The sequence below is a fragment of the Bacillus sp. Y3 genome, assembly GCF_008123875.1.
Lineage (GTDB): Bacteria > Bacillota > Bacilli > Bacillales > Bacillaceae > Bacillus > Bacillus altitudinis.
This window is the reverse complement of sequence record NZ_VSSC01000005.1, coordinates 80,450-106,894: the sequence shown is the minus strand read 5'-3', so window position 1 is coordinate 106,894 and position 26,445 is coordinate 80,450. Positions and strand designations below refer to the sequence as shown.

The window sequence follows — 26,445 nt, the reverse complement described above, 5'->3', positions numbered from 1 at the left end:
GAATGTCTAAGAAAGTGGTGTTTAGTGTGTATAATCCATATGAAGGTACGTGGAATGGGTACTTGTACGATCGGCAGGTACAAAGCATGCCGGCGTTTCCTATTTCTCAAGTTGGAGGATTTCCCGGCTTGCCATTCGGAGGGACTGGGCAAGGGCAAGGTGCAGGAGGACAATCGGTCCCGCCAGCCCCGCCGCAGCATATCATCTCGCAATATCAACAAGCAGTCTCTCAGCCTCAAAGTATGCAGCCGCTCATTGCAGGGCAGAGTGTAGGCGGAAGCCAGCAAACGGTTCAATTTGCAGCTGGATGTAATAGAAGGTGGACTATTGTGTTCCTTAGAAACGGTCAAGTATTTCTCATGTATGTTCTTTCCTCGCAGCCTTTTGGCCGTACAACGGGTTTTATATGGCCGAACTTTACATTTGGCTCGTTCCCAAGCTCAAGTATTCTTGCATATTCTTGTTCATAAAAGAAAAAGCCGGCTCTCATCAAACGTTGATGAAATACCGGCTTTTTTTAATGAATATTTCTAAATACGCCAATCACTTTACCTAGTATACTCACATTCTGTAAAATAATCGGTTCCATTGATGGATTCTCGGGCTGTAATCTAAAGTGTGTATCTTCCTTATAAAAACGTTTCACTGTTGCTTCATCTTCTTCTGTCATAGCCACCACAATATCTCCATTGTTGGCAGTGCTTTGCTGACGCACAATGACGTAGTCTTTGTCCAAAATACCTGCATCGATCATACTTTCTCCCATAATTTCAAGCATAAATACTTGTTCATCTGGCGCTGCAAAAGTTTCTGGAAGTGGGAAATATTCTTCTACATTCTCAACAGCCGTGATAGGCAAGCCTGCTGTGACTTTTCCGATGACTGGAACATTCATTACAGCGCTCTTTGGAATATTCATTTCCTCTTCATCTAGTACTTCGATCGCTCTAGGTTTCGTTGGGTCTCTTCTAATTAAACCTTTCGTTTCTAGTCTAGCTAAATGTCCATGGACAGTTGAACTTGATGCTAGACCGACAGCTTCACCAATTTCACGAACGGATGGGGGATAACCCTTGCTTTTTACTTCTTCTTTTATGAATTTCAGGATATCGAGTTGTCTTTTTGATAGCTTCGTCATCTTTTGCACCTCAAAACGTCAATTTTAAAGAAATTATAGCATGTTTTTCCTAACAGTACAAACATAGGTTCGAAAAAAACGTTTGACAGAAACGTTTGTTCGTATTTATAATGAGTGTCAGAAAGAACGAACACACATTCTATTAGGAGAGATGACATTATGAGGTTAAAGGAATCTATTATTTTTATTGGGCTATTCTCATTCATCGTTGGCATATTTCTCTCACTTATTGCAGTCACTAGCCATAATGATCCAAATCAATATGTTAAAATAGAGGTTCAATCAGGTGATACTCTTTGGGGATTAGCTGATCAAGTAAACGACAGTAAATCAATCGATAAAAATGCTTTTATTGACTGGGTAACTGAACACAATGATCTCGCTTCAACTGACATCCAGCCTGGAGATATCCTTGTCATTCCAGTTAAAAAAGAGCATCCAGTCGTATATCAACTTGCAACAGTACAGTAGAAAGGTCGATTGAAGACATGAATGCAATCATTTATGCGAGAGTAAGTACTGCCAAAGAAGAGCAAGAAACCTCGCTTAAAAGACAAGAAGAAGAACTGCTTGCTTTAGCTGCAACGCACAAGATGAATGTAGTCAAAGTGATTAAAGAAAAAGCGAGTGGATACGATCTTGATCGTGACGGTGTTTTTGACATGCTGGCTGCGCTGAAAGAGGAAGAAATCGATGCTGTTCTCATTCAAGATGAGACACGCCTTGGAAGAGGGCAGGCGAAAATCGCTCTTCTTCATTGTCTGTTTAAAGAGAAAGTCAAGGTGTACAGCGTATTTCATAGAGGAGAGCTTGAGCTTTCAGAAGCAGATGAAATGGTCATTGAAATTGTAGGCGTTGTAGAAGAGTATCAGCGGAAAATTCATAATTTGAAAATTAAGCGTGGGATGAAAAAAGCTGTTGAGCGAGGGTATCAACCCGAACTAAATTTAAAACACCAAGAGCAGGCGCCTGGCCGCGAACGTATTGAAGTACCGATTTCTGAAATTGTTCGATTAAGAAAAAACAACATGACATTCGCTGAAATTGCAGTGACATTGCAGGCACTTGGTTTTGACATTTCAAAAGCAACCGTCCATAGAAGGTACCAAGAATATGAAAAAGGGCTTGCGACTTAAAGCGTGATTTGTTGTAAAAATGACTGATATTTAGTAGTATGTAGAGAAAATGTTTTAAAGGAGTTTGTCATGATTTCTAAAGAACAGCTTGCAAGAATCAATGAGCTTTCAAAAAAGTCGAAAGAGGCCGGTTTGTCGGACGCTGAGAAAACAGAACAGAAGCAATTAAGAGAGGAATATTTAAAGGCTTTTCGTTCTTCTATGAAAAATACACTCAAAACCGTGAAAATCGTCGATCCAGAAGGAAACGATGTCACACCAGAAAAATTAAAAAGAGAAAGAGACCAGAATCTTCATTAAAGGTCATCATTTCTTGATTTTTGAAAAGATGGGAGGAATATTCTCATCTTTTTTCATATTTGTATAAGTTTTTAGGTGATCGATAAACTAAATGTGACAAAATCCTTCTTTTTCGGCGTGAAATAGTTGTGAAAAAAGGACAGTAGATTTATGATAATGGTGTACACAAGATACGGAAGGGGATTTATATGGAAACGATTGAATTGAAATCTATTGCAACAATACGTACTCTCTCCATAGACGCAATTGAAAAAGCGAATTCCGGTCACCCTGGAATGCCGATGGGCGCTGCACCAATGGCGTACGCTTTATGGACGAATCACTTAAACGTAAGTCCGCAAAATCCAAATTGGTTTAACAGAGACCGTTTTGTGTTATCTGCGGGACATGGCTCTATGCTTTTATATAGCATGCTTCATTTAAGCGGATACAATCTGAGCATCGAAGATTTAAAACAATTCCGCCAATGGGGAAGCAAAACACCTGGACATCCTGAGTTTGGACATACAGAGGGCGTAGATGCGACAACAGGTCCTTTAGGACAAGGGATTGCGATGGCTGTAGGAATGGCACTTGCAGAAAGACATCTTGCAGAAACGTATAACAAAGATAACTTTAATGTTGTGGATCACTATACATACAGCATTTGCGGAGATGGAGACTTAATGGAGGGCATTTCCTCTGAAGCTGCTTCACTTGCTGGTCATTTAGGCTTAGGCCGTTTAATTGTTCTTTATGATTCAAACGACATTTCTTTAGATGGCGACCTCGATCGTTCTTTCTCTGAAAATGTGAAGAATCGTTTTGAAGCGATGAATTGGGAAGTTCTTTATGTAAAAGACGGCAATAACATTGACGAAGTGACGGCTGCCATTGAAAAAGCCAAACAAAGTACAGACAAACCTACACTTATTGAAGTGAAAACGACAATCGGTTTCGGATCTCCAAACCGTGCGGGAACGTCTGGGGTGCACGGTGCACCGCTTGGAAGTGAGGAAGCGAAGCTAACGAAGGAAGCTTATTCTTGGACGTTTGAAGAAGATTTCCATGTACCTTCTGAAGTGTACGATCATTTCAAAACAGCTGTTAAAGACGCTGGACAGAAAAAAGAAGCAGCGTGGAATGAACTGTTTGAGCAATATGAAAAAGAATATCCAGAACTAGCAGCTCAGCTGAAGCTTGCGATTGAAGGGAAACTTCCTGAGAATTGGGATCAAGAGGTTCCTGTTTATGAAGCAGGTTCAAGCCTTGCCTCTCGTGCCTCTTCTGGAGAAGTATTAAATGGCATTGCAAAACAAGTACCATTCTTTATTGGCGGGTCTGCTGACCTTGCTGGATCAAATAAAACAACAATTAAAGATACAAATGACTTTGGCAGAGAGAATTACGCTGGCAGAAACATTTGGTTTGGTGTGAGAGAATTCGCAATGGGTGCAGCATTAAACGGTATGGCACTTCACGGCGGACTTCGTGTATTTGGCGGAACATTCTTTGTTTTCTCAGACTACTTAAGACCTGCCATTCGTCTTGCTGCATTAATGGGACTTCCTGTCACTTATGTATTTACGCATGACAGTATTGCGGTTGGGGAAGATGGACCAACGCATGAGCCAGTTGAACAGCTCGCTTCATTACGTGCGATGCCTAACCTTTCTGTTATTCGTCCAGCTGATGGAAACGAAACAGCTGCAGCATGGAAAATTGCTGTATCTGCAACGAATAAACCGACAGCGCTTGTTCTTACTCGTCAAAACCTTCCAACGATTGATCAATCACCAGAGAAGGCCTATGAAGGCGTAGAAAAAGGTGGGTATGTCGTCGTTGAAGCAGCTGATGCACAGCCAGAAGCTCTTCTACTTGCTTCAGGATCTGAAGTAGGTTTAGCCATTGAAGCACAAAAAGCACTTGAAAAAGAAGGCATTCGTGTTTCTGTCGTGAGCTTACCTGCATGGGATCGCTTTGATGAGCAGTCAGACGAATACAAAGAGTCCGTTCTTCCTAAAGCAGTGAGAGCACGTGTTGCAATCGAAATGGGTGCTTCACTTGGCTGGGAACGTTACACTGGCCTTGATGGCGATGTGATTGCGATTGATAAATTTGGCGCTTCTGCACCAGGCGAAACCATTATTGAAAAATACGGTTTCACTGTCAGCAACGTGGTGAGCCGCGTAAAAGCAAAGCTGAATAAATAATCAGTCTCCAAGCATCATGCTTTTTTGCAGTCGGTTTGCAGAGCTTTTCACTATGCTCTGCAAACTTTTTTCTTTTTTCTTGTTTTTTTGACAAAACTAGTTTCTTCTTGCTTCATATATAGACAATTCTTTCTTTCACATTTTTGTATAATACAAGCAATAAGCGAGATTGACGAAATGTGAAAGGAAGGGATAGACATGGAACGCCATTATTATATTTATTGGATTGAGGATGAGTTTGCTCATCATTATTTTGGTAGAGAATCTATTTTGTTTCATTTGTTTGAATCGTTACACTGGACGAACCGCAGTGATGACGAATTAGTCATGCTTGTTAAGCAAGTGGATTATGTAACGAAACGAATCCCTGCTTTTCATATGCACCAGCGTTTAATGAACAATTTAACCAACATTCACTATACACAAATAGGCTCAATATACAGTGCATCGCTACCAGATGGAAAAGGTACAGCCGCATTCATTATAAAAGACCGTTACATTCAAATGTCTGCCACAGGCAGTTATGAGGCAGAAGCGGTGTTTTTTGAAGTACTCAGAAAAATTAGTCCTTGTTTCCTGGCTATGGACTTTGGATCAAAGAAGCATGGGTGGCTCAATCCGGTAAAAGTGAGGAATTTTGTTTAAAAAAATAAAATTGAACGTGAAATGTTGTATAATAGCCTTTTGTTTAGTACACTTTATACGAGACAACATGAAGGAGGAAGAATTATGGATTTATGGGTTGTCATCCTTGTAGGCGTTGTTGCACTGCTTGCAGGAGTTGCACTCGGATTCTTTATTGCTCGTAAGTATATGATGAGCTACTTGAAAAAGAATCCACCAATTAATGAACAAATGCTTCGAATGATGATGATGCAAATGGGCATGAAACCGTCCCAAAAGAAAATCAATCAAATGATGAAAGCCATGAACAACCAAGCGAAATAATACGTACGTTATTATGATCATAGATGGAACATGGTCCCTAAAGATTGGACAAGCGATGTCCTTTCTTTATTGAAGTCACCTTCATCAGACGCATAAAACCACTGTACTTGCATGAATAAAGCAGGGAAAGTGGTTTTTATTTTGCCGTGAACCGTCCGTTAAAGACAAAACAAAAAACCCCTGTGAGCAGAGGTTTTCGTTTCTTTTATTGTCACACATATCAACTTTTCTAAAATCGTGCGGCATTTGTTTCTATCTTGAGATATCATTAGTTGGCTGAGTTTGAGTGTAAGTGTCGTTGATATTGTAAGAGGAGATGATCTAGCTGCTGGCTATGTTCGATGGTCACTGTTGATGTCATCCCATTATGCAAGACAACTTTCATCAGCTCTTCTCTTTTTTCTTCAATTTGGGTTAATAATGATGTTTTTACCAAAGTCATGTTCCTTTCATGCAAATCTTGATAAAAAGAATCGATTCTATTATATCCATTTTAAGGTTTATTTTCAAATTTAAAGGGTTTGGTATCTTGATGTCAAATTAAATTATATAAGGTTTTAAGAGATTAGACCATCTTTATTGAGATGATGTAAAAAAAATGAAATGAATTTGTCATCTCTTATTGTATATTGTAAGAAGGGGGTGTTCTTTTGTCAGATTTGAATTACTTTTTAGCGTTTGGAGCAGGGTTTCTATCTTTTATCTCACCGTGCTGTCTGCCACTTTATCCAGCCTTTTTATCCTATATTACGGGCGTTAGTATAGATGAAGTGAAATCTGAGAAGGTGATGCTGAGAAGAAGAAGTCTGCTTCATACATTATTCTTTTTAATTGGGTTCTCTCTCATTTTTATTGCCATTGGATTTGGGACATCGTTTGTTGGGAAGTTTTTCATTGAATATCAAGATGCGATTCGTCAAATTGGTGCCATTCTCATTATTTTCTTTGGCTTTATGATTCTTGGTGTATTTCAGCCTTCTTTTTTAATGGGAGAAAAGAGGTTGCAGTTTAAAAATCGTCCAGCCGGTTTTTTTGGATCGATTCTCATCGGAATGGGTTTTGCTGCTGGTTGGACACCATGTACCGGCCCGATTTTATCAGCTGTCATCACACTTGCCAGCAACAAGCCAGAGTCCGCTGTGACCTACATGATTGCGTATGTATTAGGTTTTGCTATCCCATTTTTTGTTCTTTCCTTTTTCATCACAAAAATGGCTTGGATCAGAAAGCGTCAGCAGCTCATCATGAAAACTGGCGGGATTATTATGATCGTGGTAGGAATCTTGCTGTTCTTTGATCTTCTGACATGGATCATTATTATGTTCTCATCATTATTTGGAGGATTTACGGGTTTTTGAAATCGTTTTCTACAGTCGCGGCGAATGGTTTTTTTTCGTCAATTGGAGTATATTATACATAGGCTGACCTTAAAGAATAAAGGAATGATTTGATATGATGATCATAATTTCTTCTATAGTGGCGGTATGTATGGCGGTAGCCGTCATGTTTATTCGCATTAAATCATCTGCAAAACCTGCAACCGCGAAAAAAATTATATTACCTCCTATCTTTATGAGCACTGGAGCACTGATGTTTTTTGTGCCAATGTTTCGAGTAACTGGAGCTGAATTTTTAGAGGCGATTACTGTAGGGATGTTTTTCTCTATCTTTTTAATTAAAACATCGAAATTTGAAATTAGAGGCAATGAAATCTATTTGAAGCGTTCAAAAGCATTTGTGTTTATTCTCATTGGGCTTCTTGTCCTTCGTATCGGAATGAAGACGATTTTAAGCTCTTCCATTGATTATGGTGCGCTCAGCGGGATGTTTTGGATTCTAGCCTTTGGCATGATTGTCCCTTGGCGGGTTGCGATGTATTTGTCGTTTAGAAAGCTGTCTAAACAATTAGATCCGCAGCAGGTCCAAATGAATTAAACCTCCTTTTTTAAAAAGGAGGTTATTTTAATAAAGATTCATATGGCGAATGGTCGATCTTTTTTTCTTGAAGGCGCTTTAGTAGAAATTTATGATCCCGCTTCGGTGTAGCGATAATATAGCCGCGAATGATTAAGTCTAAATTAATGCTGGCCGCTTGTTCTTTAAGTGCCAGCTCGCCAATTTTACCGGCGATTTTTTCTTTGGCGACATCTCTAAACAGCTCTGGAACCGGTAATACTAGCTCATTTAATAGCTGTTTGTCTTCATCGCGCCATAGGTGCAGGCTCTTTTGGATATATTCATCCTGCCAATCAAGCTCTGATTTCCCGTCTTCTTTCGGCAATCGTTTTAAAAACTTGCGAAACATAAAAAAGCCACCGATTGCTAGTAATCCAATCATCACTGTACCCCAAAATAAAATGAACCACAAAAACCAGCCGCTTAACATGTTCTCACTCCCTATATCCCTTCTCTCTATTCTATTTTACATGAAGAGAAGGTAGAAGAAAATAACAAAAATGTATGTGTTTTTTCTCTATAAACGCCTTTTTTGATCAAGAGGCGCCCATTTACTAGAATGACCCAAACCATTTAGTAGAAATGGAATACATTATTGTATAGCGACTCTACTATTTGGCCATGGTGGTTCGCACAAGGTATTGACTTGAAACGAACGGAAGAGAGCCCGCCTGTATACAGGCGGGCTCTTAATGTTTGAAGTGTGGCATTTGAAAGGAAAATGCTCCGTCTTGACGATGGGCATCCTTTTTGATTTTGATTGATATGATTCTGTTTTCGTAATCTGTATCAATGTCTTTGTCATTCAAATAAAAAGGGAGCATGACACTTTTTTCAATTGGCTGTTCTCTTTCATCGATCAAATAAGCGAGGATGAGCTCACATCCGGAAAAGGTCAGTTTTAAATCAGTGATCGATAGGGTGGAGAGGTAGATCTCAATAATATAATCACGGCTCGTTTCATAAAGATCGATTGGAAGCTGTTCGTCATACCATGCAAAAGGATCGTCCATTAATACACTCAGCCAATCATCTATTTCAAGAAAATCAGAGGAATTCACTTGCTTTTCATTCTCCATAAACACTCCTCCATCACATCTCATAATAAATCATATGATGAAAGCTGAAATGTGTGAAAGACCTAAAACATCCCGTTTGGTCACGGGCTTAAGAGAAAATGTTTACATATCATGATGTGAATTGTGCTTTTGTCTTGTATGGTTGCGGTTTTTCACTTTTTTACTGCCTGATAGTGGCTCAGGCTGCCCGCCTTGATGCTCTTTAGGAGAGTTTTGACGTATGTCTTTCCCAGTGTTTTTGTTCGTCATCATTTCTCACTCCTTTCTTATTGGTTTTTTTTACGCTTTTTATTGTTTTGCTTTTGTTCTTCTGTTAAAACGAGCTGATCATTTTCTATATAGCCTGCACCATTTCCTTGGCTTTTGGCTGCGTTCATGCCGTCAATGACATGATTTGCTTTTCTTTTTGTCATGTTCTATCACCTCAGCATTAGTATGAACCCGTGCTGCTCAGTTTATGAGGAGTAATCATTTCCTCATGATAAGCTAAACTTATTGAATTTAATAAAAGTATTGTTATTTACTTATGTATGAATTTGTTTTAAGATGAAATTGTGAGAAAATTGTGGTGAAATACGACGATTTTTCTGAGAATTGAAATTGATCTTGATCATCAAAAGGGGGATTTTGGACATGTCGAAACAGCAGCAAGTCGCTAAACAAGACGCTTTTCAATCTAGAAAAACGTTTTCGACAAATGGGAAAACGTATCACTATTATTCGTTAGAAGCACTCGAGAAACAAGGAATCGGAAATGTTTCTAAATTGCCTTATTCCATTAAGGTACTATTAGAATCAGTGCTTCGCCAAGTAGACGGTAGAGTTATCAAGAAGGAACACGTTGAGAACTTGGCAAAATGGGGAACTGCCGAGGTAAAAGAAATTGATGTTCCATTTAAACCTTCTCGTGTTATTTTACAAGACTTCACGGGTGTGCCAGCTGTCGTTGACCTTGCTTCTTTAAGAAAAGCAATGGCAGATGTGGGCGGAGACCCAGATAAAATCAACCCTGAAATTCCAGTTGACTTGGTCATTGACCACTCTGTACAAGTCGATAAAGCTGGAACTGAAGATGCATTAAACATTAACATGGATTTAGAATTCGAACGTAACGCAGAGCGTTATAACTTCCTTAGCTGGGCAAAGAAAGCGTTTAACAATTATCAAGCTGTTCCGCCTGCAACAGGGATCGTTCACCAAGTGAACTTAGAGTATCTTGCAAGTGTTGTTCATGCAATCGAAGAAGATGGCGAGATCATCACTTACCCAGATACATTAGTTGGTACTGACTCACATACAACAATGATTAACGGTATCGGTGTACTCGGATGGGGCGTTGGCGGTATCGAAGCAGAAGCTGGTATGCTCGGTCAGCCTTCATACTTCCCAGTACCAGAAGTCATTGGTGCTAAATTAGTTGGAGAGCTTCCAAACGGAACAACTGCAACTGACCTTGCATTAAAAGTGACACAAGTTCTTCGTGAAAAAGGCGTAGTGAACAAGTTCGTCGAGTTCTTCGGACCTGGTGTTGCACAATTGCCGTTAGCAGATCGTGCAACAATTGCGAACATGGCGCCAGAATACGGTGCTACTTGTGGATTCTTCCCAGTAGATGAAGAAGCGCTTGCTTACCTTCGCCTTACTGGACGTGATGAAGAGCAAATTAATATCGTTGAAGAATATTCTCGCGCAAATGGCTTATTCTATACGCCAGATGCAGAAGAGCCAATTTTTACAGATGTTGTGGAAATTGATCTTTCTCAAATTGAATCAAACTTATCTGGTCCAAAACGTCCACAAGATTTGATTCCACTTTCTCAAATGAAAGAGACGTTCCATAAACACATCGAAAGCCCAGCTGGTAACCAAGGGTTTGGCTTAGATAAATCAGAGCTTGATAAACAAATCGAATTTGATCTTTCAAACGGTGAAAAAGCTGTGATGAAGACAGGTGCGATTGCGATTGCGGCGATTACGAGCTGTACGAATACATCGAACCCATACGTTTTAATCGGAGCAGGTCTTGTTGCGAAGAAAGCAAGTGAGCTAGGTATGAAGGTGCCAAACTACGTGAAAACGTCACTAGCGCCAGGTTCTAAAGTTGTAACAGGATACCTTGTGAATTCAGGACTTCTTCCATATTTAAGAGACCTCGGATTTAACATTGTTGGCTATGGCTGTACAACATGTATCGGAAACTCAGGACCGCTTGAAAAAGAAATTGAAGATGCTGTCTCTGAAAATGATCTGCTGATCACTTCTGTTTTATCAGGTAACCGTAACTTCGAAGGTCGTATCCACCCGCTTGTAAAAGGAAACTACCTTGCATCTCCACCATTAGTTGTGGCTTATGCACTTGCTGGTACGGTGAATATTGATTTAACAAAAGATCCGATCGGTGTCGATAAAAATGGCGAGAACGTTTATTTCAATGACATTTGGCCATCAATGGATGAAATCAACAGCGTCGTGAAAAGCACAGTTACACCTGAGCTATTCCGTTCAGAGTATGAAACTGTTTTTGACAACAATGACCGCTGGAATGAAATTAAAACGACGGATGATGCATTGTATAAATGGGATGAAAATTCCACATACATTGATAACCCGCCATTCTTCGAAAACTTATCAGTTGAACCTGGTAAAGTTGAACCACTTAAAGGATTGCGCGTAGTGGCGAAGTTCGGTGACTCTGTCACAACAGACCATATTTCTCCTGCTGGAGCGATTGGTAAAGACACACCTGCGGGTAAATACTTGCAAGAAAGAGGCGTATCGCCTAGAGACTTTAACTCATACGGATCTCGCCGTGGTAACCACCATGTTATGATGAGAGGTACTTTTGCAAACATCCGTATTAAGAACCAAATCGCACCAGGAACAGAAGGTGGGTATACAACGTACTGGCCAACTGGTGAAGTGACATCGATTTATGATGCATGCATGCGTTATAAAGAAGATGGAACTGGTCTTGCGATCTTAGCAGGCAAAGACTACGGAATGGGTTCTTCTCGTGACTGGGCTGCAAAAGGAACAAATCTTCTTGGAATTAAATTCGTTCTAGCGGAAAGCTTTGAGCGTATCCACAGAAGTAACCTTGTCTTCATGGGTGTACTTCCTTTACAGTTTAAAGACGGTGAAAGTGCAGAAACTTATGGACTAACAGGAACAGAAACATTCGAAGTAGATGTTGATGAAACAGTTCGTCCGCGTGATCTTGTCACTGTAATAGCAATTGATACAGATGGCAACGAGAAAACATTTGAAGTAATTGTTCGCTTTGACAGTGAAGTCGAAATTGACTACTACCGTCATGGTGGTATCCTTCAAATGGTACTGCGTGAGAAATTGGCAAGCAACTAATAAAGCAAAGAAGAGAAGGCGATTAGACAGCTTTCTCTTCTTTTTTAACATAGTGGAGGATCAATCATGTGGAAAAAAGGAATGGCAAGCGCTGTTTTACTTGTGTTGATTGGTTTACTTGCATGGAATGTATTCGGACCAAAAGAACCCGCCATCGGTCTTGAAACAGGGGACATAGCCCCTGATTTTGAGCTCAAAACCCTTGATGGCAAAACGGCATCGTTATCTGATTATCGAGGTAAAAAAGTACTTCTCAATTTTTGGGCGACATGGTGTAAGCCTTGCCGAACAGAAATGCCAGATCTAGATGCAATTAGAAGTGAAAATGACCAAGTTGAGGTACTAGCGGTGAATTTGACGAACACTGAAAAGAGTGTGGATCACGTCGCATCTTTTATTGATGAACTTAAGGTCAGTTTTCCTGTTTTATTAGATCAAAAAGGTATTCAAGCGAGATATCAGGTACTTTCCTATCCGACGACATACATACTAGATGAAAAAGGGCGTATCCTGTCTGTAAAGCATCAAATGCTCACAAAAAAAGAAATTGAAAAAGAGCTGGATCTATAATGATTCAGCTCTTTTTTGCTTATTTTCTAAATGTTTTGGCGAAAATGGTATGAACAGAGTGGAGGTGGTGATAGACATGAGAAGAAGAAAGCGCCGTACATTTGAAGAACTTGTGCTTGAAAATAAAAAAGAATTATTAAGCAATGAGGAATTTTTAAACCAGCTTGAAGAAAAGTTGGAAGAGCGATTTAGACAGAAATAAGTTATGATTTGTCCTTTTTCGTTCATCCTAAAGAAGAGGGAGGGATGAATGATGGGTAGAGAGCATGATAAACAAGCGCAGTTTACACCAGACCATTTAGGGACAAAACCTGTAGCATACAAACGAAATAAAGGCAAAAAGATGCATAATAAATCGAATGAACAGCCTGATGTGATACAGACGAAGGGCGAATAATAGGAGGGAAGCATGATGAATGACAAGTCATATCAATCCAATCCAGATGATCGTTCTGATAATGTTGAGAAGCTGCAGGATATGATCGAAAACACACTTGAAAATATTGATGAATCTGAAGCAGCAATGGGTCTTTCAACAGAGGAAGAAAAGCAGATGATCAAGCAAAAAAATGAAAACCGTAGAACAAGTATTGACGCAATGCGTTCTGAAATAAAGGACGAGGAAGCAGCAAGAAAGAGCGGTTACACTGAATAAACCAGGGATTCCTGGTTTATTTTATTGCCTCTTTTTAGAAGAACCATTTGGAATGTGGTAAAATGTCAGAGACGTTAGGTTTTGATAGGAGAGCGATGAAAACGTGTATGTATCTAAAAAAGAAATAGAAGTCCGTTATGCAGAAACAGATCAAATGGGTATTGTGTATCATGCCAACTATTTAATTTGGATGGAAGTCGGCAGAACAGCGTTAATTAAAGAATTAGGCTTTTCCTATGCCCAGTTAGAGGCAGACGGTGTCCTTGCACCTGTTGTCGATCTTCAGGTTCAATATAAAAAACCACTACTGTACGGTGAAACGGCTACAGTTCACACATGGATTGAAGAATATAACGGCGTGAAAACAGTGTATGGCTATGAAATACAAAAACCTGATGGACAAACGGCTATTACAGGGACCACCTCACATATATGTGTGGACAAAGAAACCTTTAGACCGATTCAATTTAGAAAAGCTTTCCCTGCATGGCACAGCGTATACGAACAGTCCAAGAAGCAGGTTTGATTCATGGCATTTGGAATTAAAAGAAGAGATTTGAATGCTTGGAAATCAGCTGTTCGGCAAGGGAATGTGGCCTTTTTGACACACTATTGGCTTGATGACCGTTTTCCGCATGCGAATACTGTCACAAAGGCAGCCTGTCAGGATATAGAACAATTAATCACTTGGGGACAAAAGCATGGATTAAAGAAAGAATGGATCCATGTTCGCGAAGGTTTTCCTCATTTTGATCTCATTGGTAATTCGCAAAAACGGATTTTGCAAAAAGAGCGGTCATTAGGAAACATTCAGGAGTATGGACTTTATATTGAGTGATAAACAAAAAAGATACCCGAGGGATGAGGTATCTTTTTTGTTTATTCATAATGAAATTCTGGTTCTTTCACGGACTCGTTATAATCAATATGCAGATCATGGTTGTCAAAATACCAAATATCACTTTCTTCCACGAAGAAAGTAATGCCTTCTACTTCAGCGGTTGCGCCGGCATTTTGAGGTTCATCTTTTGCGACGCCGAGAGAAAAGCCTTTTTGTACATTACTGCACCCGCCATATCTGACAAAAAAGCGAACATGATCACCTTTTTCTAAATCCAGTTCATTCTTGTACCAATTGAGTGCATCATCTTTTATCGTTAATTTCAATGTGATCGCCCCTTTTTGAAGTCATGCTGTTTTTAAATGCAGGATGCAAAAACAGCTTTTCTTTACTTTTACCACATATTTAAATTGATGAAACGGCTAAAGCCATTTGATTTTCGGTTCAGTTTTGTTGAGAATTCGTTTGAGGTTGGCGATGTGTCTGAAGATCACAAAGCCAGCAAGAACAGCAACAACAATAATTAAAAATAGATCTTGGGTGAATATGCTGTAAATGAATGTGTAGATCCCAGTCAGCATAGATGATAATGAAACATATTTACTAATGTATAAAAATAAGAAAAAAGCAGCGATCATCGTGATAAATAAGAACGGGGCATAAAATAACAGCACGCCGCCTGATGTAGCGACCGCTTTTCCCCCTTTAAATTTTGCAAAGACAGGAAAGCTGTGACCGATAACAGCAGCCACTCCTGCTAATAAGGGATGAATGTCCAGTTGCATGAAAAACGGTAAAGCCGAAGCAAGAGTCCCCTTTAAAATATCAGCAGTGATAACGATGGACCCTGCTTTAACACCTAGTGTACGGAATGCATTCGTCGCACCTAGGTTCCCGCTGCCATGTTCACGGATATCGATTCCCTTTGCAGCTTTCCCGACAATGAGACCTGATGGAATACTGCCGAGAAGATAAGCCAAAATAAACATCAAAGCAATTAACATCTGCATAACTCCTTTATATTCTCCCTCTTGTCTTACATTTTAACATGATCTTATGAAAAACATGGCGATCTTTTTTTGAAAAAAACGATGGCCGATGAATTCAGCTTTGTTTTTAACAAGAAATTCGCTAAAATAGAAGAAAAGGAGTGTCTGGATGAATCATCCTTCAAAACAAGAAATTGGGCGTATATTAAAAAGCAGTAAGCGAATTGCAGTTGTAGGTTTGTCAGATCAGCCGCACCGAACGTCTTATATGGTTTCAAAAGCCATGCAAGATGCCGGTTATGACATCATTCCTGTCAATCCAACGATTGATGAAGCACTTGGGGTAAAAGCGGTCGCCTCTTTAAAAGACATAGATGGGCCTGTTGATATCGTCAATGTCTTTAGACGTTCAGAGTTTTTGCCTGAGGTGGCGAAAGAATTTCTTGAAATAGACGCACCTGTTTTTTGGGCGCAGCAAGGCGTACATCATGAAGAGGCGAAAAGGCTGATTGAGGAAAATGGCAAGGTCGCCATCATGGATTTATGTATCAAAGTGGCTCATGCGATGACAAAAACTCATTAAATCGTCAAAAATCCTTGGTTTTTCAAGGATTTTTGCTTTTTTGTTGCAGAAATATATTTGCGATTCTAGAAGAAAGCGATAAAATAAGGCGACAGGGGCATATCGGTGACCTTGCATATCGAGAAAAAGAGCGATAAGATAAATATAGAACATTTGTTCTGTTTTGCTAAAACCATCATATGATTGCATTTGGCTTATGAAACAGTCTTGTTTATAATGGACTTCTAGTTCTGATTGCAGAATGTAGAACATTCTCATAACCGTGCAAAAGAGCATGTATCGCTGAATCACACATGCATGGTGATGATGCAGCTTATTAAAGTGGACAGTAATGAGCAGCATGATCATCATTAAAATCTAGAGAGATCATTGATGATTAGCCGGTTATGTTTGTTAGTGAAAGGGGATTAAGCATTTGGTTAAAAAGCAGCAAGTAGATTATAACGATGATTCTATTCAGGTGCTAGAGGGGCTTGAAGCGGTCCGTAAACGTCCAGGGATGTATATTGGATCGACGGATTCACGCGGTCTTCATCACCTTGTCTATGAGATCGTAGACAACTCTGTCGATGAAGTGCTCGCTGGCCATGGAGATCATATCATTGTCAAAATACATAAAGATAACAGCATTTCCGTCCAAGATAAAGGGCGCGGAATGCCTACTGGTATGCATAAGCTTGGAAAACCGACACCAGAGATCATTTTAACGGTCCTGCACGCAGGCGGAAAATTTGGTCAAGGCGGTTATAAAACAAGTGGTGGACTTCACGGGGTTGGGGCGTCCGTTGTGAACGCACTTTCAGAGTGGCTCACCGTGACGATAGAACGCGATGGATTTATTTATCACCAGCGCTTTGAACATGGCGGAAAACCAGTCACATCACTTGAAAAAATCGGGAAAACGAAAAAGACCGGTACACTGATTCATTTTAAGCCAGATCCAACGATGTTCAGTGTCACCACCTATAATTTTGATACATTATCAGAGCGTCTAAGAGAATCAGCCTTTTTATTAAAAGGGCTAAAAATAGAGCTGATTGATGAGCGCCATGATGTGCAGGAGACCTTTTATTATGAGACAGGTATTGAAGCGTTCGTTGCTTATTTAAACGAGGAAAAGGATGTACTTAGTGAAGTCGTTTCGTTTGAAGGGGAACATCAGTCCATTGAAGTCGATTTTGCCTTTCAATTTAACGACGGCTATTCAGAAAATATTCTGTCGTTCGTCAATAACGTAAGAACCAAAGATGGCGGTACGCATGAGTCTGGTGCAAAGACGGCCATGACGAGAGCCTTTAATGAATATGCACGCAAAGTGACCCTTTTAAAAGAAAAAGATAAAAATTTAGAAGGTACGGATATTCGTGAAGGTCTGTCAGCTGTTATTTCTGTCAGAATTCCTGAAGAACTTCTTCAATTTGAAGGACAAACAAAAGGAAAGCTTGGAACGAGTGAGGCTAGGTCTGCTGTAGACGCTGTGATCTCTGAAAAATTGGCTTATTTCCTTGAAGAAAACCGCGAAACGGCAACACTGCTTGTGAAAAAAGCGATTAAAGCGCAGCAGGCAAGAGAAGCGGCTAGAAAAGCAAGAGAAGAAGCAAGGAGCGGCAAGAAACGGAAAAAATCTGAAGCAACACTCAGCGGAAAATTAACACCTGCTCAATCTAGAAACCCGGCAAGAAATGAACTGTATCTAGTAGAGGGTGACTCAGCAGGTGGATCAGCTAAGCAAGGACGTGACCGGAAATTCCAAGCGGTGCTGCCGCTTCGAGGGAAGGTCATTAATACAGAGAAAGCAAAGCTTGCGGATATTTTCAAAAACGAAGAAATCAACACCATTATCCATGCCATTGGCGGCGGGGTTGGTGTCGATTTTAATGTAGAAGACATCAATTATGACAAAATTGTCATCATGACAGATGCTGATACAGATGGCGCACATATTCAGGTTCTATTGCTTACATTCTTCTACCGCTATATGAAGCCGCTGATTGAGCATGGCAAAGTATTCATTGCCCTTCCGCCTTTATATAAAGTTAGCAAAGGCTCAGGGAAGAAAGAAGTCATTGAATATGCTTGGTCTGATGAAGAAATGGATGACGTACTAAAGAAAGTTGGAAAAGGATATACGATTCAGCGCTATAAAGGTTTAGGTGAAATGAATGCCGACCAGCTATGGGAAACGACAATGAATCCAGAGTCGAGAACGCTTGTCAGGGTGAAGATCGATGATGCTGCACGGGTGGAGCGCCGCGTCACGACACTGATGGGTGACAAAGTAGAACCACGCCGTAAATGGATTGAAAAGAATGTCGCCTTTGGACTTGATGAGGAAAGCAACATTCTTGAAAATGAAAACTTGTCGCTAGCTGAGGAGGTTTAAACATGGCACAACAAGAACGATTTCATGATTTACCGTTAGAAGAAGTGATTGGGGACCGTTTTGGTCGCTATAGTAAATATATTATCCAAGATCGTGCACTTCCAGATGCACGTGATGGATTAAAACCTGTACAACGAAGAATTTTATATGCGATGTATGCAGAAGGAAATACACAAGATAAAAACTTCCGTAAAGCTGCCAAAACAGTCGGTAACGTCATTGGTAACTATCATCCGCATGGTGATTCATCTGTTTATGAAGCAATGGTGAGAATGAGCCAGGATTGGAAAGTGCGAAACGTGCTGATTGAGATGCATGGAAATAACGGGAGTATCGACGGAGATCCTCCTGCTGCCATGCGTTATACGGAAGCAAGGCTTTCTGCCATTGCTTCAGAGCTTTTAAAAGACCTCGACAAGGAGACAGTCGAATTTGTCGCGAACTTTGATGATACAAGCAAAGAGCCTGTTGTCTTACCAGCGATGTTTCCAAATCTTCTTGTGAACGGGTCAACAGGGATTTCAGCCGGTTATGCGACTGATATTCCGCCGCACCACCTAGGAGAAGTGATTGATGGCGTGATTAAGCGAATCGAACAGCCGCATTGTACGGTTGAGGATTTAATGACAGTCATCAAAGGGCCAGATTTCCCAACAGGCGGGATCATTCAAGGTGTGGATGGTATTAAGAAGGCATATGAAACAGGAAAAGGAAAGATTATGATTCGTGGAAAAGCGGAGATTGAAACCATTCGTGGTGGACGTCAGCAAATCGTGATCACAGAAATTCCTTATGAAGTGAATAAGGCCAATCTTGTCAAAAAGATGGACGAGTTCCGCATTGAAAGAAAAGTAGAAGGAATTTCTGAAGTTCGGGATGAGACGGATCGTACCGGCCTTCGGATTGTTGTAGAGCTGAAAAAAGAAGCGGATGCGAATGGTGTCTTGAATTTCTTATATAAAAATTCTGATCTGCAAATCCCATATAACTTTAATATGGTCGCGATACATAACAGAAGACCGACTTTAATGACGCTTACAACTGTACTAGACGCTTACATTGCTCATCAAAAAGAAGTGGTGACGAACCGCTCAGCATACGAGCTTCGAAAAGCAAAAGAACGTCATCATATTGTAGATGGGTTAATTAAAGCTCTTTCCATTTTAGATGAAGTCATTGCGACGATCCGCTCGTCTAATGATAAGCGTGATGCGAAAAACAATTTGATGGAGAAATATGATTTTACAGAAGCACAATCAGAAGCGATTGTTTCTCTCCAGTTATATCGTTTAACAAATACAGATATCACTCAACTAAGAGACGAAGCAAGAGAGCTTGACGTGCGAATTGCAGAGCTTGAAGACATTTTAGCGAATGAGAAAAAGCTGTTTAAAGTCATTACGAACAACTTGAAGAAGTTGAAAAAGACGTATGCTGATGAAAGACGATCTGTGATTGAGGAAAAAATTGAAGAAATTAAGATTAACCTTGAAGTGATGATCGCATCAGAGGACGTGTACGTCACAGTCACAAAAGATGGATACATCAAACGGACAAGCCAGCGTTCCTATGCTGCATCAAACGGTAAGGACTTCGGTATGAAGGATACAGACCGACTGATTCACCAGTTTGAAATGAATACAACAGATGTTCTTCTGCTCTTTACGAATAAAGGGAGCTATATTTACTGTCCAGTTCATCAGCTGCCAGATATACGCTGGAAAGACATGGGGCAGCATATTACGAATATTATTTCGATTGATCGGGATGAATCCATTCAAAAAGCGATCCCAATTAAAGAATTCGATGAATCATCGTATCTCCTGTTCTTCACAAAAGGCGGTATGGTGAAGAAAACAGAGCTTCTCCAATATAAAGCGCAGCGTTATTCAAAACCGCTTGTCGCCTTGAATTTAAAAGGTGATGATGAACTTGTAGATGTTCATGTCACAACAGGTCAGCAAGAATTGTTTATTGCAACGAAAAATGGCTATGGATTATGGTTTGATGAAGAAGAAGTGAGTGTGGTCGGTCCGAGAGCGGCTGGTGTGAAAGGCATCAATTTGAAGGACGGAGACGAGGTGGTCTCTGGACAAATGATTGATCCGAAGAACAATGTGCTTGTTCTCACGACACAAAGAGGTGCTGTGAAGCGGATGAACCTCTCTGAATTTGATAAGACATCAAGAGCAAAACGTGGAGTGATCATGCTAAGAGAATTAAAGAAAAACCCTCACAGAATTGTTGCTGTGATTGCTGCTTCACTGCACGATACACTTGAGATTGATACGGAAAAGGGTGCCACGATCCCGCTCGATATTTCCACACTAAGGGCAAATGATCGTTATAGCAATGGATCGTTTATTTTAGATGAGGAAGAGCAGGGAGAAGTAACTCAAGTTCTTTTATCACCTGCTGCATCTGACCAAGATGACAATAAATAAGCAAAATGAAAACCCCCTGCGTAAGGCAGGGGGTTTTTTATGATGAGGTCAATTTAACTCTCGTGATTGCCAAACATGCTTGTGATGGCATGCACTACTTCAATTCCTTGGTAAACGAAAAGAGAAAGTGAAGTGACAGAGAATAGACCTAGAATGAATACTCTTAAGAAAAATAACATCGTGTAAAACCTCCCAATTTTTGTTTGATTTAAATGGTTGGGTTAACACGAGCTACTCGGAAATTCGAAGACTGGTAGAACACTGCAAGTAAATGCTTCTTTTTCCGGTCAAATCGATCAGTATAAGTGATGCGTGCAAATCCAGCTGCCATACTGCCAATGACTAGCAGTGCTGTAAATGCCGCAAATACTGCGTTCACATGTTTTTGTTTCTTTTCATCGCCTGCTGTCTGAACGATTTTCATTTCATGTGATTCTTGATCAGCAACCACCTTTGCATGATGGTATACCTGAACGGAATGAGGCATTGAGAACAAATGAAAACTTGCAAGTGCTATGAATAAGACTGCTAATTTTAACAGCATATTTTTTTTCATTTTTCTCACCCCTTCCTGTTTATTTTCATGATCTTACCACGTTTTCAGTTATTTGAAAAGTCTTATTTTTTTACTTTCCCTCTTTAAAAAAGCGATAAACATCAAGACATCTATAGGACTGTTTCACTTCATGAAAGGTTTCAATTTTATTTATTAAATTTAAAAAAAGTACCGAGATCAAAGATCTGGCACTTTTCAAAAAGAATGTATTGATGTCGGTTTTGCAACAGCTTTTGTAAAGATTCCTGCAATACAAATGGCAAACAGAACAAAAATAAACGCATGAAGCAGACCGACTTGATTGGCGAGCAGTCCTAAAACAGGGGGCCCTGATAGAGAGGCTGTATACCCAGATAAAGTGACGATACTGACACGTTTGACAGCATAGCGGCTATCATCACCAGCTGCTGAAATGGTCAGCGGGAAGCCTAAGGACGCGCCAAGTCCCCATAAAAAGATAGATATCATACACACGACGAGTGAAATCTTTAAAATCACCAAGAATAGTCCGGCGGCAGCAGATAAGATCGCGACTCTTAGCAACAGCACCCTGCCAAAGCGATCAATGAAACGTCCGCTCAGTAATCTGCCACTAATCATCCCGCACAAAAATAATGCATAGATGACCGTACTCATTGAATGAGAAACCTGATAGCCATCAACCATTGCTAGTGGAATCCAATCATTTGCAGAACCTTCTACAAATGCGAGACATAAGGCAATCATCGCTAATGAGATCGTCCGTTTGTTCAGCCATGATGTTTGAGAAGCCTCAACTGATTCTGTCTGCGTCTCATCCTGATCTTTTCCTGTCCCGTGCGGAATAAACCGTGTACAAATCAGGATACTGAGAAAGAAAAGGAGTGCAATGGTGAGAAGGTGAATGAGGACAGACACACCTAAATAAATAAAGAGAATTCCGGCACCTGCACCAATTAACGTTCCAATACTGAAAGAAGCATGCAAAATCGGCAGGATCGTTCTCTTGATCTGATACTCAATCTCTGTTCCTTCTAAGTTCATGGCTACATTGCACATGCCTGAGCCTGAACCAAAAAGAAAAAGACCACCAGTGACAATTAGCGTAGAAGAGAGGGCGGCGCCGATTGCAAGGGTTGAGAATCCAATAAACATCAAAAAAGCGCTGACCACAATCGCCACTCGGCCGCCTTTTTTGCGAACGAATACATTGGAAAGAATCAGCCCGACAATGGAACCTACAGATAGGCCGAGTAAAATGAGTCCCATTGTGCCTGTATCTGCTTGCAACAAATCTCTCACTTCTGGTGTTCTTGAAAACCAAGTGGAGATGGAGATTCCAGACATCGTAAAAATAACAATGATCGCTTTATACCACTTTAATTTCATCTAATCCCTCATATCTATGTAGTCATACAGAACAAATCTACTCGATTATAAATGAGACTTCCTGATTCGTAAATAACATGAGGGAGGATCATCATGAAGAAAATATTCCAACTTCATCATTCTTTGATAGAATAAAGACAAAAGGGGCGATACATATGTCATATCGAATTGGTGTTTTAAAGGGAGACGGGATTGGACCGGAAATTGTTAATTCTAGTATGCGTATTTTAAAGACAGCGCTGTCACAGTTCAATGAACCATTTGTGGAATTTGTAGAGTGTCCTATCGGTGCTGAAGCCATTCATTCTCATCAAGATCCAGTGCCAGCTTCTACGATAGCCGCCTTGAAAAAATGCCATGGCTGGATATTAGGACCTCATGATTCAGCTTCATATCCTGATCAATTGAAAGAAAGAAGAAATCCAAGTGGAGAACTCCGTCATACATTTGATTTATTTGCAAATATTCGTCCATCGCAATCGCTACCAGGTGTGAAAAGCGTTGCCAGTGGCGTCGACCTTGTCATTTTTCGAGAAAATACAGAAGGCTTTTATCCAGACCGGAATATGTATCAGGGGACAGGAGAGTGGATGATTACACCAGATGTCGCCATATCTACAGGTGTGTTTACAAAAAAAGCAATTACCCGTATTGCCCACGCAGCCTTTCAACGTGCAGTGAAGAGGAGGGGGAAAGTCACCATTGTTCATAAAGCGAACGTGATCAAATTAGGATCTGGCTTGTTTTTACGAACATGTCAAGAGGTAGCGAAAGCATATCCACAAGTGGAGGTTGAGGATATTCATATTGATGCGATGGCTGCTCATTTAGTGAGACGTGCAGGTGATTTTGATGTGATTGTGACAGAAAATATGTTTGGCGACATTTTATCTGATCTTGCAGGAGAACTAGTCGGCAGTTTAGGAATGGCACCCTCATTAAATTGTAACGAAAATCAAGCGATGGCACAGGCGGCACATGGTTCAGCACCTGATATTGCTGGTCAAAATATCGCCAATCCAATGGGCATGATTCTTTCTACAGTGATGCTTTGTAACTGGCTACATGTGAAATATCAAGATGAAAGATTAAAACAGACAGCCAGTCTGATCGAACATACTCTTGATGAGGCCTTAAAAAAGAACTTGAAAACGAAGGATTTAGGAGGAAATGAGACGACAACACAATTCACCGAGGCATTCATTCAAACGATGAATGAAGTTTCAATAAAAGGGAGATGAACATGAAAACAGAAAAAGAAAAGATGATCAATACTATCACCCAAATGACCACACATTGATGGCAGATCGAGCAAAAGCGCGACAAATGTACATATATATACAGCTGGACATCCGTTAAATCCAGAAGAACGTCAAAAACAGGTATTGAATTCGGCAAATCAGTCACAAAATGTGATTGTTGGCAGGAATCTTGCAAAAATCTTAAAACATTTAGAGGAATGAAAATCTAACAAATCAACCGTTGGATTTTCATTTTTCGTTTTATCTCAATAAGATAAGTATACTTAATAATGAGACAAAGAAAATTCAATTGTTATTTAACTTCCTAGAATATATATTATGTAAACTAGATATTAATTAATGCAAAAAGAGAACCTTTGACTTGATCCTCTTTATTATTAGATTTTATATTCAATTGACTCAAACGCAGCACTATTTTCCAGTCTCAGCAAACTGTTTCAATCGATCTCCAATTTCATCTCTTACCCTTTGGAAAAATGACCACTTCTCTTCTTCTGTTCCTTCTGCTTTTGCTGGATCATCAAAGCCCCAATGGACACGTTCGACATGAGGAGGAGTCATCGGGCATTTATCAGCTGCGTCACCGCATAGTGTTACGACTAAGTCAGCGTGATGCAATATTTTCTGATCAATCAGGTCAGACGTTTGATGAGAAATATCAATCCCTATTTCTTTCATTGCTTTTACAGCATTCGGATTTAATCCATGAGCTTCGATACCAGCACTATAGATCTTCCACTCATCTCCAAGATATTTTTTAGCCCAACCTTCAGCCATTTGACTGCGGCAAGAATTACCGGTACATAAAAAGTATATTGTTTTCTTTGACATGTTGATCGTCTCCTTTAATGTATAATCATTAGCCAGAAATACAACGCTAAAAGTGTGATGAATAGTGTTGGTACAGTTAAAATGACCCCTATTTTGAAATATGTCCCCCAGGAAATCTTCACACCTTTTTGAGAAAGGACGTGGAGCCATAGTAGTGTTGCTAAGGAGCCAATGGGCGTAATTTTTGGTCCTAAATCAGAACCAATGACATTTGCGTATATTAACGCTTCTCTCATCATTCCTTGTGTATCGGTGCCGGATATGGCCAATGCATCGATCATGACCGTTGGCATATTATTCATGACAGATGAAAGAATCGCTGCTATAAATCCCATACCAAGAGTCCCTGCTAATAAACCTTGATCTGCTACAGCTTGAATCACGCTTGAAAGAGCATCAGTAAGCCCTGCATTTCGCATGCCATAGACAACAACGTACATACCTATGGAAAAGAAAACGATCGCCCAGGGAGCTTCTTTTAGAACGCTTTTTGTTTGAACAGCAGGGCTTTTTTGTGCAATGACCAAGAATAAAATGGCAATCACTCCAGCTATGACCGATACAGGTATAGATAAAAATTCGCTTGCAAAATAACCAATCAACAAAAAAGCTAATATATACCAAGATAATCTAAACATCTTTGGATCTTTTATTGCTTCCCTAGGTTGCTTTAACTCAGTCATATCATAGCGTTTTGGTATACTCTTTCTAAAGAAAAGGTACAGCACAGTGATACTCGCTAGCAATGAAAAAAGGTTTGGAACAACCATTCTGGATGCATATTCAATAAATGTAATGTTGAAATAGTCGGCTGTTACAATATTCACCAAATTACTTACGACAAGTGGAAGCGACGTTGTATCTGCAATAAACCCACTCGCGATAATAAAAGGGAATACTATTTTTTCATTGAAGTGTAATGCTCTGACCATGGCTAAAACAATGGGTGTCAAAATAAGTGCTGCACCATCGTTTGCAAATAGAGCAGCGACGATTGCACCAAGGATGGTCACATACACAAACATACGTAGCCCACTGCCTTTTGCAGCCTTTGCCATATGCAATGCTGCCCATTCAAAAAAGCCGATTCGATCAAGGATGAGTGAAATGACGATAATGGCGACAAAAGCTAAAGTCGCATTCCAAACAATGCCTGTCACGGTGATCACATCGTCTACATTCACAACACCTACGATTAATGCTAAAATAGCTCCTCCACAAGCGGACCACCCTATGGATAAATTTTTTGGCTGCCAAATAACCAGTACCAAAGTGAACAAAAATATGATTAATGATAAAACGGCAAAACTCAAACCCATCCCTCCTTACGAACAAGAAATGTTTGTTGCTTTATGTTGTATACTTTTTAAAAGGTCATCTTCTTTATCAATTTGATTTAAGATGATCCGAATCGTCTCAAATTCTGGAGACAGTGTATTGATTGAATAATAACGCCACTGCCCTTTTCTGTTCTCATGAACAAATCCAGCTTTTTTTAATTTTCGTAGATGCTGACTAATCGCTGGTTGACTCATTTCGAACATATCTACCAGTTCACAAACACAATATTCTTTCTCCAAAAACAATTTCATCATGATCAGTCTTGTTTGATCACTGAGTGTTTTTAAACAATTCGACATATATGTCACACCAATTGAAACATCTGTAGTCACAATGATTCCCCCTCTTTTCAACTCCTTCAATAGTATATAACTGAAAACTTATATAATCAATTGATTATATGAATTCAAACAAAAATTTATTCTTAGTTATGCTCACCTTTCATTTCACCTTAAGGAAATTCTATTTTTGGATCATAATAGCTATCATTTTTGTGCCAGCATGCTGTTA

The 26,445-nt window shown here is 39.9% G+C and carries 34 protein-coding genes and 1 pseudogene; 21 read left to right on the top strand and 14 right to left on the bottom strand.

Annotated elements, in window-relative coordinates; genetic code table 11:
* Positions 1-26 precede the first annotated feature (26 nt).
* A complete protein-coding gene (locus FXF70_RS12850; RefSeq protein ID WP_008343821.1) occupies positions 27-470 on the top strand; it encodes a hypothetical protein in 444 nt (147 codons plus the stop codon).
* Positions 471-517: 47 nt separating this feature from the next.
* On the opposite strand, the gene lexA is transcribed toward FXF70_RS12850, so the two are convergent.
* Complete coding sequence (gene lexA, locus FXF70_RS12845; protein ID WP_007499350.1) at positions 518-1,138, bottom strand: transcriptional repressor LexA; 621 nt, start codon at positions 1,136-1,138, stop codon at positions 518-520.
* 159 nt (positions 1,139-1,297) lie between these two features.
* On the opposite strand from lexA, the gene yneA reads away from it, so the two are divergent.
* From yneA to FXF70_RS12815, 6 genes are all read left to right on the top strand, one after another.
* Positions 1,298-1,609, top strand: a complete 312-nt coding sequence (gene yneA / locus FXF70_RS12840) for a cell division suppressor protein YneA (RefSeq protein WP_007499348.1) — start codon at positions 1,298-1,300, stop codon at positions 1,607-1,609.
* Positions 1,610-1,626: 17 nt separating this feature from the next.
* Positions 1,627-2,274 carry a YneB family resolvase-like protein gene (locus FXF70_RS12835; RefSeq protein ID WP_138825815.1) on the top strand — a complete coding sequence of 216 codons (648 nt, stop codon included), beginning with the start codon at positions 1,627-1,629 and terminating at the stop codon, positions 2,272-2,274.
* Positions 2,275-2,343: 69 nt separating this feature from the next.
* Positions 2,344-2,574 carry a DUF896 domain-containing protein gene (locus FXF70_RS12830; protein WP_008343816.1) on the top strand — a complete coding sequence of 77 codons (231 nt, stop codon included), beginning with the start codon at positions 2,344-2,346 and terminating at the stop codon, positions 2,572-2,574.
* A gap of 188 nt (positions 2,575-2,762) precedes the next feature.
* On the top strand, positions 2,763-4,766 hold the full coding sequence (gene tkt, locus FXF70_RS12825; RefSeq protein WP_148780363.1) for a transketolase: 2,004 nt from the start codon (positions 2,763-2,765) through the stop codon (positions 4,764-4,766).
* A 198-nt stretch (positions 4,767-4,964) separates the two neighbouring features.
* Complete coding sequence (gene sirA, locus FXF70_RS12820; RefSeq protein ID WP_007499339.1) at positions 4,965-5,411, top strand: sporulation inhibitor of replication protein SirA; 447 nt, start codon at positions 4,965-4,967, stop codon at positions 5,409-5,411.
* Positions 5,412-5,495: 84 nt separating this feature from the next.
* Entirely contained in the window at positions 5,496-5,714 is a 219-nt protein-coding gene (locus FXF70_RS12815; protein WP_003212379.1) for a YneF family protein, read from the top strand.
* 268 nt (positions 5,715-5,982) lie between these two features.
* Here FXF70_RS12815 and FXF70_RS12810 read toward each other — a convergent pair whose 3' ends face one another.
* Complete coding sequence (locus FXF70_RS12810; RefSeq protein ID WP_369810454.1) at positions 5,983-6,156, bottom strand: aspartyl-phosphate phosphatase Spo0E family protein; 174 nt, start codon at positions 6,154-6,156, stop codon at positions 5,983-5,985.
* A gap of 208 nt (positions 6,157-6,364) precedes the next feature.
* Here FXF70_RS12810 and FXF70_RS12805 point away from each other — a divergent pair, with 208 nt between their 5' ends.
* Together FXF70_RS12805 and FXF70_RS12800 are read left to right on the top strand one after the other, a co-directional pair.
* Positions 6,365-7,072 carry a cytochrome c biogenesis CcdA family protein gene (locus tag FXF70_RS12805; protein WP_008343813.1) on the top strand — a complete coding sequence of 236 codons (708 nt, stop codon included), beginning with the start codon at positions 6,365-6,367 and terminating at the stop codon, positions 7,070-7,072.
* A 94-nt stretch (positions 7,073-7,166) separates the two neighbouring features.
* On the top strand, positions 7,167-7,649 hold the full coding sequence (locus FXF70_RS12800; protein ID WP_008357842.1) for a CcdC family protein: 483 nt from the start codon (positions 7,167-7,169) through the stop codon (positions 7,647-7,649).
* 22 nt (positions 7,650-7,671) lie between these two features.
* Here FXF70_RS12800 and FXF70_RS12795 read toward each other — a convergent pair whose 3' ends face one another.
* The 4 genes from FXF70_RS12795 to sspO all read right to left on the bottom strand — a co-directional run bounded on the left by FXF70_RS12795 (position 7,672) and on the right by sspO (position 9,162).
* On the bottom strand, positions 7,672-8,100 hold the full coding sequence (locus tag FXF70_RS12795) for a DUF2621 domain-containing protein (protein WP_007499335.1): 429 nt from the start codon (positions 8,098-8,100) through the stop codon (positions 7,672-7,674).
* A gap of 259 nt (positions 8,101-8,359) precedes the next feature.
* Positions 8,360-8,749 (bottom strand): Hsp20/alpha crystallin family protein, encoded by a 390-nt coding sequence (locus FXF70_RS12790; protein WP_046527309.1) that lies wholly within the window; start codon positions 8,747-8,749, stop codon positions 8,360-8,362.
* Between the two features lie 102 nt (positions 8,750-8,851).
* Positions 8,852-8,998: a small acid-soluble spore protein P gene (locus FXF70_RS12785; RefSeq protein WP_003211331.1), complete on the bottom strand. Its 147-nt coding sequence runs from the start codon at positions 8,996-8,998 to the stop codon at positions 8,852-8,854.
* A 17-nt stretch (positions 8,999-9,015) separates the two neighbouring features.
* The gene (gene sspO / locus FXF70_RS12780; protein ID WP_017359581.1) at positions 9,016-9,162 is read right to left on the bottom strand and encodes a small acid-soluble spore protein O; all 147 of its coding nucleotides are present in this window, start codon (positions 9,160-9,162) and stop codon (positions 9,016-9,018) included.
* A 220-nt stretch (positions 9,163-9,382) separates the two neighbouring features.
* Here sspO and acnA point away from each other — a divergent pair, with 220 nt between their 5' ends.
* The 7 genes from acnA to FXF70_RS12745 all read left to right on the top strand — a co-directional run bounded on the left by acnA (position 9,383) and on the right by FXF70_RS12745 (position 14,175).
* The gene (gene acnA / locus FXF70_RS12775; protein WP_148780362.1) at positions 9,383-12,112 is read left to right on the top strand and encodes an aconitate hydratase AcnA; all 2,730 of its coding nucleotides are present in this window, start codon (positions 9,383-9,385) and stop codon (positions 12,110-12,112) included.
* A gap of 66 nt (positions 12,113-12,178) precedes the next feature.
* Positions 12,179-12,682, top strand: a complete 504-nt coding sequence (locus FXF70_RS12770; RefSeq protein ID WP_048002680.1) for a TlpA disulfide reductase family protein — start codon at positions 12,179-12,181, stop codon at positions 12,680-12,682.
* Between the two features lie 76 nt (positions 12,683-12,758).
* Positions 12,759-12,884 (top strand): FbpB family small basic protein, encoded by a 126-nt coding sequence (locus tag FXF70_RS12765; protein WP_003211002.1) that lies wholly within the window; start codon positions 12,759-12,761, stop codon positions 12,882-12,884.
* A 51-nt stretch (positions 12,885-12,935) separates the two neighbouring features.
* Positions 12,936-13,079 carry an acid-soluble spore protein N gene (locus tag FXF70_RS12760; protein ID WP_008357830.1) on the top strand — a complete coding sequence of 48 codons (144 nt, stop codon included), beginning with the start codon at positions 12,936-12,938 and terminating at the stop codon, positions 13,077-13,079.
* A 15-nt stretch (positions 13,080-13,094) separates the two neighbouring features.
* On the top strand, positions 13,095-13,337 hold the full coding sequence (tlp, locus tag FXF70_RS12755) for a small acid-soluble spore protein Tlp (protein WP_017359579.1): 243 nt from the start codon (positions 13,095-13,097) through the stop codon (positions 13,335-13,337).
* A gap of 103 nt (positions 13,338-13,440) precedes the next feature.
* Positions 13,441-13,863 (top strand): acyl-CoA thioesterase, encoded by a 423-nt coding sequence (locus FXF70_RS12750; RefSeq protein WP_008343800.1) that lies wholly within the window; start codon positions 13,441-13,443, stop codon positions 13,861-13,863.
* Positions 13,864-13,866: 3 nt separating this feature from the next.
* Positions 13,867-14,175 carry a hypothetical protein gene (locus FXF70_RS12745; protein ID WP_146270336.1) on the top strand — a complete coding sequence of 103 codons (309 nt, stop codon included), beginning with the start codon at positions 13,867-13,869 and terminating at the stop codon, positions 14,173-14,175.
* A gap of 41 nt (positions 14,176-14,216) precedes the next feature.
* Here FXF70_RS12745 and FXF70_RS12740 read toward each other — a convergent pair whose 3' ends face one another.
* Positions 14,217-14,504 carry a HesB/YadR/YfhF family protein gene (locus FXF70_RS12740; protein ID WP_008343795.1) on the bottom strand — a complete coding sequence of 96 codons (288 nt, stop codon included), beginning with the start codon at positions 14,502-14,504 and terminating at the stop codon, positions 14,217-14,219.
* 96 nt (positions 14,505-14,600) lie between these two features.
* Positions 14,601-15,182 carry a glycerol-3-phosphate 1-O-acyltransferase PlsY gene (plsY, locus tag FXF70_RS12735; protein ID WP_008343794.1) on the bottom strand — a complete coding sequence of 194 codons (582 nt, stop codon included), beginning with the start codon at positions 15,180-15,182 and terminating at the stop codon, positions 14,601-14,603.
* Positions 15,183-15,336: 154 nt separating this feature from the next.
* On the opposite strand from plsY, the gene FXF70_RS12730 reads away from it, so the two are divergent.
* The 3 genes from FXF70_RS12730 (at position 15,337) to parC (ending at position 20,577) form a co-directional block, all read left to right on the top strand.
* Positions 15,337-15,750, top strand: a complete 414-nt coding sequence (locus FXF70_RS12730; protein ID WP_146270338.1) for a CoA-binding protein — start codon at positions 15,337-15,339, stop codon at positions 15,748-15,750.
* Positions 15,751-16,165: 415 nt separating this feature from the next.
* Positions 16,166-18,133 (top strand): DNA topoisomerase IV subunit B, encoded by a 1,968-nt coding sequence (gene parE, locus FXF70_RS12725; RefSeq protein WP_007499323.1) that lies wholly within the window; start codon positions 16,166-16,168, stop codon positions 18,131-18,133.
* A gap of 2 nt (positions 18,134-18,135) precedes the next feature.
* Positions 18,136-20,577: a DNA topoisomerase IV subunit A gene (parC, locus tag FXF70_RS12720; RefSeq protein WP_008343788.1), complete on the top strand. Its 2,442-nt coding sequence runs from the start codon at positions 18,136-18,138 to the stop codon at positions 20,575-20,577.
* 53 nt (positions 20,578-20,630) lie between these two features.
* Here parC and FXF70_RS19280 read toward each other — a convergent pair whose 3' ends face one another.
* The 3 genes from FXF70_RS19280 to FXF70_RS12710 form a co-directional block, all read right to left on the bottom strand.
* Positions 20,631-20,756, bottom strand: coding sequence for a hypothetical protein (locus FXF70_RS19280; RefSeq protein WP_008343787.1), 126 nt, complete (start codon positions 20,754-20,756; stop codon positions 20,631-20,633).
* A 29-nt stretch (positions 20,757-20,785) separates the two neighbouring features.
* Complete coding sequence (locus tag FXF70_RS12715; protein WP_008343786.1) at positions 20,786-21,133, bottom strand: hypothetical protein; 348 nt, start codon at positions 21,131-21,133, stop codon at positions 20,786-20,788.
* A 195-nt stretch (positions 21,134-21,328) separates the two neighbouring features.
* Entirely contained in the window at positions 21,329-22,501 is a 1,173-nt protein-coding gene (locus FXF70_RS12710; protein ID WP_148780361.1) for an MFS transporter, read from the bottom strand.
* A 77-nt stretch (positions 22,502-22,578) separates the two neighbouring features.
* Between FXF70_RS12710 and FXF70_RS12705 the strand changes: the two genes are divergently transcribed.
* Positions 22,579-23,742, top strand: a complete 1,164-nt coding sequence (locus FXF70_RS12705) for an isocitrate/isopropylmalate dehydrogenase family protein (protein WP_148780360.1) — start codon at positions 22,579-22,581, stop codon at positions 23,740-23,742.
* 78 nt (positions 23,743-23,820) lie between these two features.
* A pseudogene (locus FXF70_RS19465) lies at positions 23,821-23,909 on the top strand (acetyltransferase); the annotation flags it as partial.
* A gap of 265 nt (positions 23,910-24,174) precedes the next feature.
* Here FXF70_RS19465 and arsC read toward each other — a convergent pair.
* The 3 genes from arsC to FXF70_RS12685 are packed head-to-tail and all read right to left on the bottom strand — an operon-like array spanning position 24,175 to position 26,267.
* Complete coding sequence (gene arsC / locus FXF70_RS12695; RefSeq protein ID WP_017367333.1) at positions 24,175-24,594, bottom strand: arsenate reductase (thioredoxin); 420 nt, start codon at positions 24,592-24,594, stop codon at positions 24,175-24,177.
* 14 nt (positions 24,595-24,608) lie between these two features.
* A complete protein-coding gene (locus FXF70_RS12690) occupies positions 24,609-25,913 on the bottom strand; it encodes an arsenic transporter (RefSeq protein WP_395947868.1) in 1,305 nt (434 codons plus the stop codon).
* Between the two features lie 6 nt (positions 25,914-25,919).
* Positions 25,920-26,267, bottom strand: coding sequence for a metal-responsive transcriptional regulator AseR (locus FXF70_RS12685; protein WP_017367335.1), 348 nt, complete (start codon positions 26,265-26,267; stop codon positions 25,920-25,922).
* Between the last annotated feature and the right edge of the window lie 178 nt (positions 26,268-26,445).